Source organism: Acinetobacter sp. G11 (assembly GCF_049808495.1).
Lineage (GTDB): Bacteria > Pseudomonadota > Gammaproteobacteria > Pseudomonadales > Moraxellaceae > Acinetobacter > Acinetobacter kookii.
This window is the reverse complement of sequence record NZ_JBNCAT010000034.1, coordinates 1-17,354: the sequence shown is the minus strand read 5'-3', so window position 1 is coordinate 17,354 and position 17,354 is coordinate 1. Positions and strand designations below refer to the sequence as shown.

The following is a 17,354-nucleotide window of genomic DNA, read 5'->3' as shown; positions in this document are numbered from 1 at the left end:
ATCAAACCCCTACCTTAACGGTGATGTGACAAGTACGCTTAGTAATACGATCTGCACGGCCTTTAGCACGTGGCATAATACGTTTAAGGCTGATGCCTTCGTCAACGTAAATCGTAGATACTGTAAGGTCGTCTACATCTAAACTGTTATTATGTTCAGCGTTTGCAATTGCAGATTCCAACGCTTTTTTAACTAAAACTGCAGCTTTTTTGTTGCTGAAGTTCAAGATATTTAAAGCGTGAGCAACAGATTTGCCACGGATCAGATCTGCAACCAAACGTGCTTTTTGTGCCGAGATAGCGGCACCGCGTAATTTAGCAGTAACTTCCATCATCGCACCTTAACGTTTAGATTTCTTGTCAACACCGTGACCACGATAGGTACGAGTTGGCGCGAATTCACCGAGTTTATGACCAACCATGTGTTCAGATACGATCACTGGAACATGGTTACGACCATTATGAACAGAAATTGTTAAACCAACAAAATCTGGGAGAATCATCGAACGACGCGACCAAGTTTTGATCGGCTTGCGAGAGTTACTCGCTACAGCCGCTTCAACCTTAGCGAACAAGTGCGCATCGACGAATGGGCCTTTTTTCAGAGAACGAGGCATTGTCAGATTCCTTTACTTGTTACTTAACGCGACGGTCGCGAATAATCATCTTAGTCGTACGCTTGTTGGTACGTGTCTTGTACCCTTTAGCTTTTTGACCCCATGGGCTTACAGGTTGAATACCTTTGTTACGCCCTTCACCACCACCGTGTGGATGGTCAACCGGGTTCATCGCCATACCACGAACGGTAGGACGAACACCACGCCAGCGTGATGCACCAGCTTTACCTAGTGAACGAAGGTTGCTTTCTGAGTTAGAAACTTCACCCAAAACAGCACGGCATTCAACGTGAATTTTACGCATTTCACCAGAACGTAAACGAACGATAGCGTAAGAACCGTCACGACCCAACAACTGAACAGAAGTACCAGCTGAACGAGCTAATTGCGCGCCTTTACCGATTTTAAGTTCGATGTTGTGAAGAGTAGAACCGATAGGCATGTTGCGAAGTGGCAAGCAGTTACCTGGACGGATTGGAGCATCGTTACCAGATTGTACTTTATCACCAGCACGCAAACCTTTAGGCGCAATGATGTAACGACGTTCACCGTCAGCATACTTTAACAAAGCAATATGCGCTGTACGGTTAGGATCGTATTCAATACGTTCAACTACAGCTGGAATGCCGTCTTTGTTACGTTTGAAGTCAACGATACGGTAGTGTTGTTTATGACCACCACCAACGTGACGAGTTGTAATGTGACCGTTGTTATTACGACCACCAGTACGTTTTTTAGCTTCAACCAACGGAGCATAAGGCGCGCCTTTGTGAAGATGGTCGTGAACGACTTTCTCTACAAAGCGACGTCCTGGTGACGTTGGCTTACATTTTTGAATAGGCATAATTCTCGTCCTTATTCCGCTGCGCTTTCAGCGGTATCGCCCAAGTCAGCCATTTCAACATCTTGGCCAGCTTTCAGGGTGACGTATGCTTTTTTAACATCAGAACGACGTCCTAATGTTTTACCAAAGCGTTTAGTCTTACCTTTAGTGATCGTTGTGTTAACTTTAACAACTTGAACACCAAAGAGTTGTTCCACTGCTTTTTTGATTTCAAGCTTGTTTGCATCAAGTGCAACTTTAAAAACTTGAACACCAGCAGTTTCACCTAAAACTTGTGCTTTTTCTGAGAATACAGGTCCTTGTAGGACTTGATAGATACGTTCGTTGTTCATCCGAGTTCTACCTCAATTTTCTTAGCAGCAGCTACAGACATAACAACTTTGTCGAACGCGATCAAGCTAACAGGATCGATTGCAGCAGCATCAACCACATCAACGTGTGGAATGTTACGTGCAGCAAGATACAAGTTCTCATCAACAGCATCAGTAACGATCAATGCACGAGTAGCATTCAAGTCGTTAAGTTTTGCAAGCAACTCTTTAGTTTTTGGAGCTGCAACAGCAAACTCTTCAACTAAAACCAAGCGATCTTGACGAACAAGTTCAGCCAGGATGCATTGCATAGCACCGCGATACATTTTACGGTTTACTTTTTGAGACCAGTCTTGTGGACGAGCAGCAAAAGTTTTACCACCGCCAACCCAGATTGGGCTACGAATAGAACCAGCACGAGCGCGGCCAGTACCTTTTTGACGGAATGGTTTTTTACCACCGCCAGAAACGTCTGCACGTGATTTTTGAGCTTTAGAACCTTGACGACCACCAGCTAAGTAAGCTGTAACAACTTGGTGTACAAGAGCTTCATTAAATTCACGACCGAACGCAACTTCTGATAATTCAACAGCAGAGCCGGAAACAGTATTTAAATTCACGTTATTTCCCCTCAGGCCTTGATCGTAGGACGAACAGTTACGTCGCCACCAGTAGCACCAGGAACCGCGCCTTTCACAACAAGAACTGAACGTTCAGCGTCGATAGCAACGATTTCAAGACCCTGTGTAGTTACGCGTTCAGCACCTAAATGGCCAGCCATTTTTTTGCCTTTGAACACGCGACCAGGAGTCTGGTTTTGACCTGTAGAACCTAGAACACGGTGAGAAACAGAGTTACCGTGAGTAGCGTCTTGAGTACGGAAGTTCCAACGCTTAACACCACCTTGGAAACCTTTACCTTTAGACTGACCAGTTACGTCAACGATTTGACCAACTGCAAACAGATCTACACCGATAGTAGCGCCAACTTCACGACCTTCAAGCTCAGCTTCTGAAACGCGGAATTCTTGAACCAGACGACCAGCAGCAACACCAGCTTTCGCAAAGTGACCTTTCTGAGCATTAGTTACGCGAGATTCGCGACGTTCACCAGTAGTGATTTGAATCGCTTGATAACCATCAGTTTCAAGCGTTTTGATTTGAGTGATGCGGTTAGGATCAACCTCAATCACTGTTACAGGTACAGAAACACCAGCATCTGTAAAGATACGTGTCATACCGCACTTGCGACCGACTAAACCAATAGCCATGTGCATAAACCTCTAAAAAAGCGGCCTAATTAACTTAGAGTGTTAATTAACCCGAAAGCCTTAACCCAAAGCGATCTGAACATCAACACCAGCTGCAAGATCTAACTTCATCAATGCATCAACAGTTTTATCTGTAGGTTGAACAATGTCGATCAAACGTTTGTAAGTGCGGATCTCGTATTGGTCACGCGCATCTTTGTTAACGTGTGGTGATGTTAAAACGTTGAAACGTTCGATGCGAGTAGGCATCGGGATTGGACCACAAACTTGTGCGCCAGTACGTTTTGCTGTTTCTACGATCTCTTGAGCCGACTGATCAATTAAACGGTGATCAAAAGACTTAAGACGGATACGAATTCTCTGGTTAGACATACCAGTTAACTCCAAGCCAAATATATAAAGAATCACTCTTGACGCATCTCACCCCACTTTAATAAGGGCAAGTGTCAAGAGCAGTGAAATATCACTAAGGTCATGATCGATGCCACGACTGTCACGATGTTAACTACTTTATTCGTAGCCAACCCCCTTTCATCAAAGGGTCGCCCATTATAGCGATTGTTTAACCCTTAAGCAAATCTCTTTTTAACTTTTTCCTCTTTTTTTTACGTTTATCTATTGAGTCTCTTGTTTAAAAATAAGTCAGCATGAGGTTTTTTGTAAAACGTACTCTATAGCTTGGTTTAGTATCTGATTTCCTTTAATAAAGTCACTTTTAGGCATACTTTTTAATTGACGTTCAGTTTGTACATATTGACCGGAAAAATGCTCTAATTCTTCATCATTTTCTAAAAATAGTTGTAGCACTTCGGGAGTTATTTCAGGATGAAATTGAAATCCCAAGACATTTTTTCCAATTTGATACATTTGATTGCGACAGACATCATTTTCAGCCAGATGAATAGCACCTTTCGGGATTTCAAAGGTTTCACTATGCCATTGCATCACCTTAAATTGTTCTGGCAACTCAAAGCACTGTTCAGGTACATGCTTCACCTTGCGTACCTCGGTCAAACCTAACTCCTGCTGTTCATTACGCCTGACCGCCGCCCCCAAAGCATTGGCGATCAGTTGCCCACCTAAACACAGACCAATCGCAGGTTTCCCCATAGACAGATAACGTCTGATCCAGCGCTTTTCCACTTTCAACCACGGATAATTTGCTTCATCGTTCACACTCATTGCCCCACCCATAATGATGAGCAAATCTACATCTTCCACTTGCGGTAAAGCTTCGATGTCGAGCGGTCGATCTACAGGTAAAGCGAAAAATTCAGTTGCGGTAATTTTAGCGTGGTGCTGTTTTAAAAACGGATAACAACTGCCGAACCCTTCGCCAGCAATATGCTGAAAATAATGTACTTTTAAATGCGACTTCATACCCCTCGCCTATTGTTCTAGCTTTGTTATAGGTTTAGCAAGAATGAAGCCAACTTTATATGTGCATTAACCTTTCTATACATTTCGGCATTTATATAGCCTATTCCGCGTGTTTCTCTTAAGCTAAGGTTAATTTTGATACGACTTAGAGCAACACCTTGAAAAAAAACGCGCAAACAGCACTGATTCATGCACCACGAAAGGCCCCACAATATATTTCTACGGTTCAACCTCCCCTGTTTCGTGCATCGACCATTATTTTTGAGAACACCGATGCACTGTTTAATCGCCACTGGACTGATGACTATGACTATAGTTATGGCACCCACGGCACGCCTACAACTTTTACGTTAGGCGACAATATTGCCCAGATCGAAGGCGGAGAATATTGTTTACTGGCACCGAGCGGTTTATCCGCCATTAATCTGGTGAATTCATGTTTTCTTGCTCAGGGTGATGAAGTCTGGGTGGCAGACAACATTTATGGGCCAAATATGGAACATCTGCGTAATCTGCAAACGCGTTATGGTATTAGCGTTAGAGTCTATAACCCGATTGATGCGGAGACTTTCCAGCCCACCGATCGAGCCAAACTCATCTGGTTAGAAGCAGCAGGTTCCGTGACGCTGGAATTTCCCGACCTGATCAATCTGGTGAAAAAAGCCAAAGCGCACAACATCCTGACAGCACTCGACAATACCTGGGGTGCAGGCCTGGCTTTTAATGCCTTTGATTTTAGCGATGAGCATTTGGCAGTGGATATGACCGTGCATGCGCTGACCAAATATCCAAGTGGTGGCGGTGACATCTTGATGGGTTCTGTCGTGACCCGTGATCAAAAGCTGCATCACCAGTTATTCCGGATGCATGCCATTCAGGGGATTAGCGTATCGGGCGACGATGTGGCACAGATCCAACGCAGTCTGGCTTCAATGCAAGTGCGCTATCAACACCAGTCTGAAAGCTGCCTGACACTGCTGCACTGGCTCAAACAGCAACCAGAATTTGTCCAAGTGCTGCATCCTGCCGATGCAGAATCTGCAGGACATCTGCATTGGAAAGAAATTTGCACAGATGCACAGAGTGCAGGTCTGGTCAGCGTGATTTTCAAACCTGAATATACCCTGGCAGATATCCGTAGATTCTGCGATGCACTGGAACTGTTTAAGCTGGGCTTTAGCTGGGGCGGACCGGTCAGTCTGGCCATGCTGTATAACCTGAAAGATATGCGCGTTTTAGAACACACACATTTACAACAAGGTTTACTGGTTCGTTTTTGCATAGGACTGGAACATCCGGCAGATTTAATTCAAGATATAGAAAACGCATTAAAACAGTTGCCTGCACGACAACATGAATAAAATAAAATAGGAAAAAATATGGGTACACCACTCGTTATTGCCAAGAAAACCGCCAACACTCAACAAGAGATTGTTTTACATTCACAGTTTGCCAACCGTCATGGCCTGATTGCCGGTGCGACAGGAACAGGAAAAACCGTCACCTTAAAAGTATTGGCAGAGAATTTTTCCCGCATTGGTGTGCCCGTATTTCTCGCCGATGCAAAAGGCGATGTTTCCAGCCTCGCCAAAGCGGGTGAAAGCAATCCAAAGTTTGATGAACGCATCAAAAGCCTGCATATTGAGTCAATCCCCTTTGCCGCATCTCCTGTAGTATTTTGGGATTTGTTCGGCGAGCAAGGCCATCCAATTCGCAGCACAGTTTCTGAAATTGGACCGCTGTTACTGGCACAAATCCTGAACTTGAATGACACCCAGGAAGAGGTACTTTCAGCAGTGTTCCGCATTGCCGATGATCAGGGCTTATTGCTGATTGACTTTAAAGACTTAAAGTCCATGCTGACTTATGTCAGTGAACATGCCGCCGAATTCAAGGCGGAATATGGCAATCTGTCTCCCGCAAGTTTAGGCGCCATTCAGCGCAATTTACTGGCACTGGCCGATCAGGGCGGTGACAAGTTCTTTGGTGAACCTGCACTCGACATCATGGATTTTATTCAGACTGACAGCCAGGGACGCGGCAACATCAATGTGCTGGCTGCCGATAAACTGATGAATACCCCCAAGCTGTACGCCACCTTTTTGCTCTGGATGCTGTCTGAACTGTTTGAACAGCTGCCTGAAGTGGGAGATCTGGACAAACCGAAACTGGTGTTCTTCTTTGATGAAGCACATTTGCTGTTTGACAATGCCAGTCCGGCGCTACAGGAAAAAATTGAACAGGTGGTACGATTAATTCGCTCCAAAGGTGTAGGGATATACTTTGTCACGCAAAATCCGCTGGATTTACCTGAAAGCGTACTGGGTCAGCTCGGCAACCGGGTGCAGCATGCCCTACGCGCCTTTACCCCTAAGGACCAAAAGGCCGTCAAGACCGCTGCCGATACTTTCCGCGCCAATCCTGAATTTAAAGTGGATCAGGCCATTACCGAACTGGGGGTCGGTGAAGCCCTGATTAGCTGTCTGGATGAGCAAGGCACACCGCAAATGGTCGAGCGCGGCTGGGTAATGCCTCCCTACTCTTCCTTTAGCCCGATTAGTGCTCAAGAACGTCAAGCCTGTATGAATCAAAGCGTAATTGCGGGCGTGTATGAAAAGCAATTGGACCGTGATAGTGCCTTTGAAATGCTGCAAAACAAAGTCGCTGAACGGCAACAGCAAGCCCTTCAGGCAGAACAAGAAAAAGCAGCAGCGAAAGAAAAGGAAGCTTTAGAAAAACAGCAAGCCAAGGAAGCGGAAGTATTGGCCAGACAGCAAGCACGTGAACAAGAACGCTTGGCACGCGAGCAACAAAAAGAGGCGGAACGCGCAGCCAAACAACGCGAAAAACTCACCCAGGATATTGTGGGAACTTTTGCCAAAAGTGCTGCACGCAGCCTGGGGGGCAACACCGGACAGAAAATCGTGCGGGGTTTACTGGGTTCACTATTTGGTAAACGATAATTCAATAATCTGATCAATTATTAAGAAATTATGGGATATTTTTATATTCCATATTTTTTTTATGGTTTTGTTGATTCTCCCTATTGTCAAAGCATTCTATAAAATGTATTTTAAATACATCTTATAAATAACCGCCATGAGAGATCAAACATGACTCCGCAGCAAATTGACCTAGTAAAAGCAACAGTTCCTGTACTTCGCGAAAATGGCGTAGCCCTGACTGGTTATTTTTATAACCGCATGCTGGGCAATAATCCAGATCTAAAAGAAACTTTTAATATGGGGCATCAGCGCAGTGGTGCACAGGCACAAGCCTTGGCAGGCGCAGTATTGGCTTATGCTGAAAACATTGAAGATCCTTCCGTGTTGTTGCCTGTGGTTGAGTTAATCGCGCATAAACACGTTAGCCTGAACATTCAAGCACCTGACTACAATATTGTTGGTGAAAACCTGCTCCATTCAATCAGTGAAGTGTTAAGCATTTCAATGGACGATCCACTGATTGGCGCCTGGGCAGCAGCCTATGGTCAACTGGCAGACTTATTCATCAGCACCGAAAAAGCTATTTACGATCAGCATCAACAAACCAAAGGCAGCTGGTTAGGTTGGCGTAACTTCAAGATTGCCAAGAAAGTAGTTGAAAGCGATGAAATCACGTCTTTCTATCTGCAACCCGTCGATGGCGGTGCATTGCCGAAATACGAAGCGGGCCAATATATTTCTGTGCGTGTTTTCGTTGAAGAACTTGGCTTGAAACAACCTCGTCAATATACGCTTTCAACTAGCCCGCAAGCGGATTATTTACGTATCTCGGTAAAACGTGAAGACCAAAAAGGTGACATGGTTCCAGGTTGGGTATCGAATACTTTACATAGCCTGCCAGAAGGTTCAGAAATTGAAGTTTCTGCACCAACAGGTAACTTTTACCTGATTGACCCAAATAAACGTAATGTGTTTATCAGTGGCGGTGTAGGCCTGACTCCAATGATTGCCATGCTGAATCAGCTGGTGACGCTGGATATGCCACAACCTGTGACATTCATCCATGCCTGCCGTAGCAAACAAGTGCATGCAATGCATCAGCACATTCAAGACTTAAAAGCAAAATATCCACGCCTCAGCACATTTACCGCTTATGAATTCCCGCATCCAGGCGATAAATTAGGTGAGGATTATGATGTTGCCGGTCGCCTGGACTTAAGCAGCATGGATAGCGCATTGTTACCTGTCAATGCCGACTACTATCTCTGCGGCCCAATGCCATTTATGGCTGAACAGCAAAAGGCGCTGGTTGCTCGCGGCATTCCTGCTGAAAATATTCACAGTGAAGCGTTTGGCACAGGTGGCGTTAAGCACTAACCCGCTGGGTCAGCATAAAATAAAGAGAGGGTTAGTCTGGTTATGCTAGACTAACCCTAATTTTTTACTTAAAAACATCAGTATTATCATGCAACTGAATAAATTCACTGACTATGCCTTGCGTATTTTAATCTATATCGCCCAACCGCGAGATATGCCTTATACCATTGCAGAAATTGCTCAGGACCTGCATGTGTCCAAAAACCATTTGGTGAAAATTGTGCACTTTATGGGCAAACAGAACTGGCTGATTACCACACGTGGCAAAGGCGGCGGTATTGCGCTCAACCCCGAAGCGCTCGAAATGCCCCTCGGTCAAATCGTGCGGATCCTGCAAGGTGAAAACCAGATTGTCGAATGCAATACCCCTCCTTGCGTACTGCGTCCTCAATGCGGTCTAAAAGGCATTCTTGATCTGGCACTCGAACAGTTTTATCTTAGTCTGGACCAATACACCCTGGCTCAGGTTTTAAATAGCTCTCCTGCGGCAAAGTACACCACCCAATCCCCGATCCAGCTGATCAATCTTTAATTCCTGCCTTGCAAAGTTCGCTTGACCGAACGACTTCCTTTATAATGTTCGCTTGTAGATCATTTATTGAAGTTGAGTTATGCATCACAGCAGAGGAAAATCCAAAAACAGTAAGACAGCCCATGCGCCTAAGCAAAAGATCAGCTATGAGAAAAAAGTTGATCCTGCCATTACTGAGTACTCTGTTCGCGCGTTGAACTGGTTGCGTAAAGCCGAATTCTTGATGAGTGCGCCAAAGCTGAGCCTGTGTGTTGAAGACACCGGTTATGAAGTTGCTTTTGCCGGACGTTCCAATGCCGGTAAATCTAGCGCCATTAATGCCTTAACCAACCAGAAGCAGCTGGCACGTGCCTCTAAAAAGCCGGGCCGTACCCAAATGATCAACTTTTTCAGCCTGGGTAATCCAGAACAGCGTCTGGTCGATTTGCCAGGTTATGGTTATGCAGCCGTACCGGAAGCGATGAAAATTGTCTGGCAAAAAGAACTGGAAAATTACCTGATTCACCGTAAAAGCCTGCAGGGCTTGGTATTGCTGATGGATATTCGCCATCCACTACAACATTTTGACGTGATGATGCTGGAATGGGCCTATTCACGTAAATTGTTCGTACATGTATTGCTGACCAAATCAGACAAACTGAATCGTGGACCGGCATCGAAAGCCTTGCAGGAAGTGAAAGCGGCATTGAAAAAGATGAAGCTGGATTTCTCCATTCAGTTGTTCTCGTCACTTAACAAGCAAGGCCTGGAAGAGCTGGCCAGTGTCATGGGTGGCCGATTGAACTTCACCCTTGAGCAATCCACACAATTTGATCTGGACAGCATTCCTGAAGCGAGCCTTGGTGATCTGGATGAACCACTCGAATCTTTAGATGTTGCAGAGGAAGAGTGCGAAACCGAAATTGCAGAAGATGCCACCGATGCAAGCCGACAAGCTGATTGATGGGGTCTGATTGAGCTAGACTGTCCGACAAAAATCATCATCAATTGATATTTCCGTGTCCCGTATTGCTAATCACAATGCGGGACATTTTTTTCATACTGGCCTTGAGCTCAAGTGCAGCACTGCACGCCAAAACAATAAGGACAGCATGATGAAACTTTTCTCCCGTTTAAGAAACTCCAAACTCGGCTCATCAATTGCCTATCATATTCATCCGCGTAAAGTAAAATTCGAGTGGCAGGACACCCCGATTGACTGGATTCCAAATCAACCTTATGTCAGCTATTTTATTAATGAAATCAACATGATTTTGCCTGCCGGCGAATTCTGGTTCTGTCGTTTATACAACAAGGTTTTGCCGCAAATTCAGGATGAAAAGCTGAAACAGGATGTACAGGCCTTTATCCGTCAGGAAGCCATGCATGCCCAGGCCCATAACTCGGCCAACAAAGAATATCTTACCGTGCGTAACATTGATATCCAGCGCAATCTGGATGTGATGGATTTCCTGTTCAGTCAACTACTTGCCGATCAGCCTTTGGGTGTAAAAGTACCTAAATTGCTTGAACATCAATGGGATTTATTCCGCCTTGGCATTATTGCCACGGTAGAGCACATGACTTGCGTACTGGGGAAATATGCCCTGTACAACCAGGAGTGGGAAAAACTGGGGGCTGACCCTGCCATGCTGGATCTGATTAAATGGCACGGCGCAGAAGAAATTGAACACCGTACCGTCGCCTTTGATTTGTATCGTCATCTAGGGGGCAGTTATATTGCCCGCTATTATTTAAGCATTATTGTAATTGTGGCAGTGATTGGCTTGTGGGTCGATGGCACGGCTCATCTGCTCAAGCAGGATCCACGTTTTCAGTCTATCCGCCCTGCAGTGTACAAGCCGTGGATCTGGCACGAATGGTATGCCATTGCCCAACGTGACAACAATTTAATGCCCAGCCCCTTCTGGCTGGTATCACAGCAACTGGGCTATTTGATGCCCTGGTACGATCCGCTGCATGAAGCCAAAACTGAAGATGCCATTGCTTACCTGAATCACTCCCCTGCGGCCAAACGTGCAGCCAAACTGAAAGTGGCCTAATCCTTTTATCATTCATTTGATAATTAAATACATGTATACAATTTAACCACAACAGGGCTTTATGCCCTGCTTTTTATTTGTTTTAAGATAAAAGTCGAGGAAAACAACAATAAGGATCATTTTATGCAAGCACGGATTTCAGTCATTACACTGGGGGTGCGTGACCTGGAAGCATCTTTGCATTTTTATCGCGAAGGCTTGGGCTTACACTGTGAAGGAATTATAGGGCAGGAATTTGAATATGGTGCGGTGGCCTTTATTGAACTGCAGTCAGGTCTGAAACTGGCTTTATGGCCGCAAAGCAGCATTCAACAGGATACCGGACTGGAGCTGACGCCAATGTGTGCCACTCAAATGACGTTGGGACAAAATGTCTATAGTCCGCTGGAAGTGGATCAGGTCATGGCTCAGGCAGCACATGCCGGCGCCAAAATCATTAAACCCGCACAAGCCACTTTTTACGGGGGGGTATGCGGGTTATTTTCAAGATCCGGATGGCCATGTCTGGGAAATCGTGTTTAATCCCAGCTGGGAAATGGATTAGGACACTTCTGGTTCACGGCTATAACGATCCACCACCACGCTAATCATCATATCGCCCTGAACATTGACCACGGTACGCACAGTATCCAGCAGACGGTCAATCGGCAGCAAGATTGCAATGGCTTCTGCCGGCAACCCGACCGATTGCAGCACCATAATCATGGTGACCATGCCTGCGCTTGGAATACCCGGCGCACCTAAGGAGGCAATCATGGCGGTTGCACAGACCACCAGCTGCTGACCGATACTCAAGTCCAGCCCCATCAGGTTGGCAATAAACAAAGCCGCAGCTGCCTCATACAGTGCCGTGCCATCCATATTCAGCTGGGTGCCCAAGGGAATTACAAAGCCTGCCGTTTGTGGACGTACCTTTAAATTTTCCTGTGCGCATTTCATTGACAGTGGCATGGTGGCCGAACTGGAACTGGTGGCAAATGCGGTAATCAGTGCCGCTCGGGTACCCTTGAAAAAGGTGACTGGACTCATCTTGCCAAAAATCCATAGCAACAATGGCAATACCACTGCACCATGAAAAATGGTGGTTCCGGTTACTACGGCGGCAAACTCGGCCAGACGGCTTAATACGGAAATGTCTTCGGTTGAAATCAGTTTCGCCAGCAAGGCAAAAATGCCGAGTGGGGCCAGCTTCATCACCCAGCTGATCATCATCATCATGATGTCAAAAAATTGCAGGCTTAACTTGCGTACACTGCGGAAATTCTCTCCGCCTTTGACCAGCGCCACGCCAATAAACAGGGCAAATACCACGACCGCCAGCACATTGCCTTCAGCAAAGGCTTTAAAGGGGTTAATCAGGGTATTTTGAATAAAATTGGTAAAGAAGGAAGATGGCGTCAAGGTGTCCGGCGTTTGATGGCTGTTCATGGCATCCTGAAACATCACAATATCCACGCCCTGCCCCACCTTAAACAGGTGTGCACAGCTTAATCCCAAAATCAGCGCCAAGGTGGTGGTGGTGACACAGCACAGCAGGGTGATTTTCCAGACCCGACCCAGCTGTCCACCGGCCTGCAAGTTTGAAACCCCAACCACGATCGAACTGAAAATCAGCGGAATGAGCAGCATCTTTAATAAACCAATAAAAATGCTGCTGGCCAGCCCCAAACCATAGAGGCTGATATCAAAAAACCGGGTATCGGGAAACAGATTTAACAGAAAACCAAATGCCACCCCTAAAATCGCAGCAATCAATATTTGTGTATTTAAGCTCATTACCACATGCTTTTTATCATTAAGTCCTGTCAGGCACTATGCCATGCCCTATTTTTAGAATCGAGGATTTTTTTGTCACAAGCTCAGCAGAAATAGATCAAAGCCAGTAACTCACTTTATCTGAATCAACAATACTTTAATAAACTGATGGCATAGAATCTGCTTATGCATAGATACTCATTCAGCCAATAATTAAAAGAGAAGCCATATGAAAAAAATCATGCTCATGACCGCACTCATTCTCAATATAAGCGTAGCAGTTGCCCATTCAGGCCATGGCTGCCACAAAGATGTTTCCGAGGACATCCCTCGCTGCCATTAAATGACCATAAAAAAACCGGACAGCAGGTCCGGTTTTTTTATGACAGTTCAGCCCTTATTGGGTTTCAATTTCACGCAAGCGAATCAAACCTTCCTGGGTTGTGCTACACACCAGCTCACCATTTTGCCACATGCGGCCGAAATTCAGTCCGCGCGAACTGACACTGACGGTCGCCTCCATATCATAGAGCATCCATTCATCGACACGGAATGGCTTATGGAAATACATGGCATGGTCAATGCTGGCACATTGCAGACTTGGGGAAATATAACTCAGACCGTGTGGGCGCAGAGCCGTGGTCATTAAAGTAAAGTCTGAATAGAATGCAGCAATCGCCTGATGCAGAGAAATTTCATCGACCTTATGGGCAATCTGGCCATGGGTTCGGATATAGTGAGCGTATGATGGCGCTTCAGGCTGAGGCTGAAATGGATTAACCGGCATCACCGGACGAATTTCCACATGACGGTCACGCATAAAGCTGGCACGCACATTTTCCGGCACGAATTCGACCAGCTGTGCTTTAAGTTCTGCTTCACTTTTCAGGTCTTCAACCGCAGGATATTCCGGCTCTGAAATCTGGTAATTCAAGCCTTCTTCCGGATTGGCAAATGAAATCATGGCGGTAAAAATCGTGCGTCCATGCTGAATGGCACGCACCTGACGACTGACAAAACTCTTGCCATCCCGCAGGCGGTCTACTTCATAAATAATCGGCGCATTGACATCTCCCCCATATAAAAAATAGGCATGCAAGGAATGCGCAGGACGATTTGTGGTATAGGATGCCGCGCGTAATGCCTGACCCAGCACCTGCCCACCAAAGACCCGCTTCCCGACCAGATTACGGCTTTGACCTCGGTAAATATTTTCTTCAATTTTTTCAAGGCTCAGTAATTCAACCAGTTCTTGGGTTAAGGCGTTCATAAGCAACCTGTTTTTAATGTGGGATACCTAAAATCTAGGCGAAAAATTTCAATCAATCAGCTAAGCTATAATTGCTATTTTGCCACAAATCCCAAAGAAAGCCCTAAAGTTCAACTGACTGGCCTGTCACGCGATTTGTGCTGAATATTCGCTAAAAATACGATTTTTAACGATAAAATTTAACACTCGAAATGCATTTTGTCAGAAAATGACATATTGTTTTAAATTACAATGATGCAAAACTGTTTCCCCCTCAGAAAATCTGTGGTTTCGGTCATTTAAGTAGGAGTATGTATGTCCAAGAGTGGCTTTGGTCAAATCTATCGTCAGCTTTCCAGTAAGCTGCTTGACCTGGTGGTAACCCCACATGTTCTTGGTGAGGTTCCTACTGAACCGACAACTACAGAAGTAAATTCCCAGACAGAGCAACCCGTTCAACAAAAAGTGGTCTGTTATGTATTACAAAATTATTCGCGCAGTAATGCCCTGATTGTCGATGGTGAAACCCGCCGGCTAAAACTGTCACCGGCATTAGATCCGCTGGTGGTGGGCGATCACAAGGAAAAAGCATCCATACTGTTCCTGCAGCACCATGATGAAAACAATTTACTCAACTCGCCGCCGCATGCCTTTCCGCCGCGCTTATTGCGTCTGATCGACATTCTGGAACATCATCCCCAGGTGGATATTGAACTGATTCCGGTCACCGTATTATGGGGACGTTCACCAGACAAAGAAGACTCCTGGCTGAAACTGCTGTTTACCGATACTTGGGCAACGCCAGGTACCGTTAAACAGTTGGTGAATATTGGTCTGCATGGTCGTCAATCCTATCTGGAATTCCATCAGGGCCAGTCTTTACGCCAGCTGATCGAATTTGCCAAACAGACCCATCCAAACCTTTCACCTGCAACGTATATTCTGAATAAACTGAACAACTATCTGGACGGTCAGCGTGAAGTCGTGCTCGGTCCGGATCTATCCGACCGCCGTAACGTGATGCATTCACTGATCAAATCTACGGATGTTCAGGATGCCATCCGCCGGGAAAGCATCCGTGGCAAAATCAGCATGATTGAGGCTGAACGCCGTGCCATTGGCTATTTAAACGAAATTGTATCGGACTATTCGCATTCAGCCGTGCGTTTTGCCGATATGGCACTGACCCGTTTATGGACCCAGCTCTATGACGGCGTAGAGGTACATAATTTCAGTACCGTGCGTGAACTGGCCAAAGACTACGAGATTATCTATACCCCCTGTCACCGCAGTCACATCGACTACTTATTGCTGTCTTATGTGATTTATAAACGTGGCATGATGGTGCCCTACATTGCCGCGGGCGATAACTTGAACATGCCTTTTGTCGGGCAATTATTGCGTGGTGGCGGTGCCTTCTTTATTCGTCGTACTTTCCGCGGTAATGGTTTATATACCACTGTATTTAAAGAATATCTTTTCAATATTCTGTCCCGTAACACGCCACTGGAATACTTTATTGAAGGCGGACGTTCACGTACCGGGCGTTTGCTGCCGCCGAAAACCGGCATGCTGGCCATGACCGTGCACGGGCATTTGCGTGGCCGTTCTAAACCCATCGTGTTTGTACCGACCTATATTGGCTACGAACGTCTGATGGAAGGTGCCACCTATGTCGGCGAAATGAACGGTAAAGACAAAGAATCCGAATCGATCATGGGCATTTTGAAAACCCTGCGCAAAATCGAACGTATCTTTGGTCAGGTGCATGTGAACTTTGGTGAGCCGGTATTCCTGGATGACATGCTGAAAAAGCATGGTGCGGAAAACATTAAAATTGCCAAGAATGATGATCCGATTCCGCAAGAAGTCTCGGATACAGTGAACAGTGCTGCCCATGCCATTCTGGAAAACATTAACCGTGCCGTGGTGATCAATCCGGTATCGCTGCTTTCGCTGATTCTATTGGCTACGCCTAAACACACGCTGGATGAAGAGATCTGCATCAAGCAGCTGGATGCCTACCGCAAGCTGTTGACTGCATTGCCTTATGATGCACGTACTCAGGTGACACCGCTTTCAGGCAAGGAAATTATTGCCTACGGTTTAAAACTGAAACTGATTAAACGCGTGAAGCATGTCCTGGGCGATATTATTGCCATTGAGGACAATCAGGCGGTATTGCTGACTTATTTCCGTAACAACATTCTGCATGCTTTCGTGTTGCCATCGCTGATTGCTGCGCTGGTTGAACATAACGGTTCGATTCGCCGTGGCGATTTGATTAATGTCATCCGTACGCTTTATCCATTCCTGAAAGCGGAACTGTTCCTGAAATGGAAAAAAGATGAAGAGCTGAAAGATCAGATCTGTGCCTATGCAGAAGCGTTGATTCAGGCGAAACTGATTTCTGAAGATAGCGAGGGCAACCTGGTTTCTCCTGCACCAAATTCAGAAGATCACAACCAGCTGGTGGTGCTCGCTGCGCCTGTGATGCAAAGTCTGGAACGTTACTACATGACCCTGGCTTTAATCACCCAGCGTGGTTCGGGCAATATCTCCACCCGTCAGGTGGAAGAGCTCAGTCATCTGGTCGGTCAGCGTCTGTCGGTCCTATATGAATTCAACTCGCCAGAATTCTTTGATAAATCGCTGTTCCAGAGTTTTATTAAAGTGCTGACCCAACAGGGCTATATCCGCAACAATGAAGATAACGCCATTGTGTTTGACGAGAACTTCCAGAACGTGGCGCAGTACGCCAACCTGGTACTGGATGATGTGACCTTGCAGATGCTTCAGCACATTACCACCTTCAGCGATGAAGAGCTGAAAGAAGCGTTGGATGCCGTTGCAGCGCAGCAGGCAAAACGCCGTTTGAAACGGAAGAAGAAATAATCTTCATTCTCCGTTCCCTCTCCTTCTAGGCATAGGTATCTACACAAATCCCGAGCTTTGCGTTAAATTGAAGAGCATGCTCTTCAATTTAACATCTCCGGTCTGGATCAGCGTCTGATTAAACGCTATAACAGCCTT

The 17,354-nt window shown here is 45.8% G+C and carries 17 protein-coding genes and 1 pseudogene; 8 read left to right on the top strand and 10 right to left on the bottom strand.

Going from position 1 to position 17,354, the window contains the following annotated elements:
* Position 1: 1 nt before the first annotated feature.
* From rplV to ACPUEY_RS11700, 8 genes are all read right to left on the bottom strand, one after another.
* The gene (rplV, locus tag ACPUEY_RS11735; RefSeq protein ID WP_086195771.1) at positions 2–331 is read right to left on the bottom strand and encodes a 50S ribosomal protein L22; all 330 of its coding nucleotides are present in this window, start codon (positions 329–331) and stop codon (positions 2–4) included.
* Between the two features lie 9 nt (positions 332–340).
* Complete coding sequence (rpsS, locus tag ACPUEY_RS11730) at positions 341–616, bottom strand: 30S ribosomal protein S19 (RefSeq protein WP_004869548.1); 276 nt, start codon at positions 614–616, stop codon at positions 341–343.
* 19 nt (positions 617–635) lie between these two features.
* Positions 636–1,460, bottom strand: a complete 825-nt coding sequence (rplB, locus tag ACPUEY_RS11725) for a 50S ribosomal protein L2 (protein WP_086195772.1) — start codon at positions 1,458–1,460, stop codon at positions 636–638.
* Positions 1,461–1,471: 11 nt separating this feature from the next.
* On the bottom strand, positions 1,472–1,792 hold the full coding sequence (gene rplW / locus ACPUEY_RS11720; RefSeq protein ID WP_004691323.1) for a 50S ribosomal protein L23: 321 nt from the start codon (positions 1,790–1,792) through the stop codon (positions 1,472–1,474).
* Positions 1,789–2,391 (bottom strand): 50S ribosomal protein L4, encoded by a 603-nt coding sequence (gene rplD / locus ACPUEY_RS11715; protein ID WP_086195774.1) that lies wholly within the window; start codon positions 2,389–2,391, stop codon positions 1,789–1,791. The genes rplW and rplD overlap by 4 nt, the downstream gene beginning before the upstream one ends.
* A gap of 11 nt (positions 2,392–2,402) precedes the next feature.
* Positions 2,403–3,041, bottom strand: coding sequence for a 50S ribosomal protein L3 (rplC, locus tag ACPUEY_RS11710; RefSeq protein WP_092820770.1), 639 nt, complete (start codon positions 3,039–3,041; stop codon positions 2,403–2,405).
* A gap of 60 nt (positions 3,042–3,101) precedes the next feature.
* Positions 3,102–3,413, bottom strand: a complete 312-nt coding sequence (rpsJ, locus tag ACPUEY_RS11705) for a 30S ribosomal protein S10 (protein ID WP_000070912.1) — start codon at positions 3,411–3,413, stop codon at positions 3,102–3,104.
* Positions 3,414–3,683: 270 nt separating this feature from the next.
* Positions 3,684–4,421: a type 1 glutamine amidotransferase gene (locus ACPUEY_RS11700; protein ID WP_092820768.1), complete on the bottom strand. Its 738-nt coding sequence runs from the start codon at positions 4,419–4,421 to the stop codon at positions 3,684–3,686.
* A gap of 158 nt (positions 4,422–4,579) precedes the next feature.
* Here ACPUEY_RS11700 and ACPUEY_RS11695 point away from each other — a divergent pair, with 158 nt between their 5' ends.
* From ACPUEY_RS11695 to ACPUEY_RS11665, 7 genes and pseudogenes are all read left to right on the top strand, one after another.
* Complete coding sequence (locus ACPUEY_RS11695) at positions 4,580–5,782, top strand: PLP-dependent transferase (RefSeq protein WP_131273036.1); 1,203 nt, start codon at positions 4,580–4,582, stop codon at positions 5,780–5,782.
* Positions 5,783–5,800: 18 nt separating this feature from the next.
* On the top strand, positions 5,801–7,384 hold the full coding sequence (locus ACPUEY_RS11690; protein WP_425122198.1) for a helicase HerA-like domain-containing protein: 1,584 nt from the start codon (positions 5,801–5,803) through the stop codon (positions 7,382–7,384).
* Positions 7,385–7,534: 150 nt separating this feature from the next.
* Positions 7,535–8,743: an NO-inducible flavohemoprotein gene (gene hmpA / locus ACPUEY_RS11685; protein ID WP_092820762.1), complete on the top strand. Its 1,209-nt coding sequence runs from the start codon at positions 7,535–7,537 to the stop codon at positions 8,741–8,743.
* Positions 8,744–8,831: 88 nt separating this feature from the next.
* A complete protein-coding gene (locus ACPUEY_RS11680) occupies positions 8,832–9,275 on the top strand; it encodes an RrF2 family transcriptional regulator (RefSeq protein ID WP_092820760.1) in 444 nt (147 codons plus the stop codon).
* Positions 9,276–9,354: 79 nt separating this feature from the next.
* A complete protein-coding gene (gene yihA / locus ACPUEY_RS11675; RefSeq protein ID WP_092820758.1) occupies positions 9,355–10,218 on the top strand; it encodes a ribosome biogenesis GTP-binding protein YihA/YsxC in 864 nt (287 codons plus the stop codon).
* 151 nt (positions 10,219–10,369) lie between these two features.
* Positions 10,370–11,317, top strand: a complete 948-nt coding sequence (locus ACPUEY_RS11670) for a metal-dependent hydrolase (RefSeq protein ID WP_261183195.1) — start codon at positions 10,370–10,372, stop codon at positions 11,315–11,317.
* 123 nt (positions 11,318–11,440) lie between these two features.
* Positions 11,441–11,861, top strand: a pseudogene (locus ACPUEY_RS11665) (VOC family protein).
* Here the strand turns inward: ACPUEY_RS11665 and ACPUEY_RS11660 are convergent.
* Both ACPUEY_RS11660 and ACPUEY_RS11655 read right to left on the bottom strand, forming a co-directional pair.
* Positions 11,858–13,093, bottom strand: coding sequence for a dicarboxylate/amino acid:cation symporter (locus tag ACPUEY_RS11660; RefSeq protein WP_261183197.1), 1,236 nt, complete (start codon positions 13,091–13,093; stop codon positions 11,858–11,860). The pseudogene ACPUEY_RS11665 and the gene ACPUEY_RS11660 overlap by 4 nt on opposite strands.
* A 376-nt stretch (positions 13,094–13,469) precedes the next feature.
* On the bottom strand, positions 13,470–14,342 hold the full coding sequence (locus ACPUEY_RS11655; protein ID WP_092820752.1) for an acyl-CoA thioesterase: 873 nt from the start codon (positions 14,340–14,342) through the stop codon (positions 13,470–13,472).
* 294 nt (positions 14,343–14,636) lie between these two features.
* Between ACPUEY_RS11655 and plsB the strand changes: the two genes are divergently transcribed.
* A complete protein-coding gene (plsB, locus tag ACPUEY_RS11650) occupies positions 14,637–17,216 on the top strand; it encodes a glycerol-3-phosphate 1-O-acyltransferase PlsB (RefSeq protein WP_425122197.1) in 2,580 nt (859 codons plus the stop codon).
* Positions 17,217–17,354: the final 138 nt, after the last annotated feature.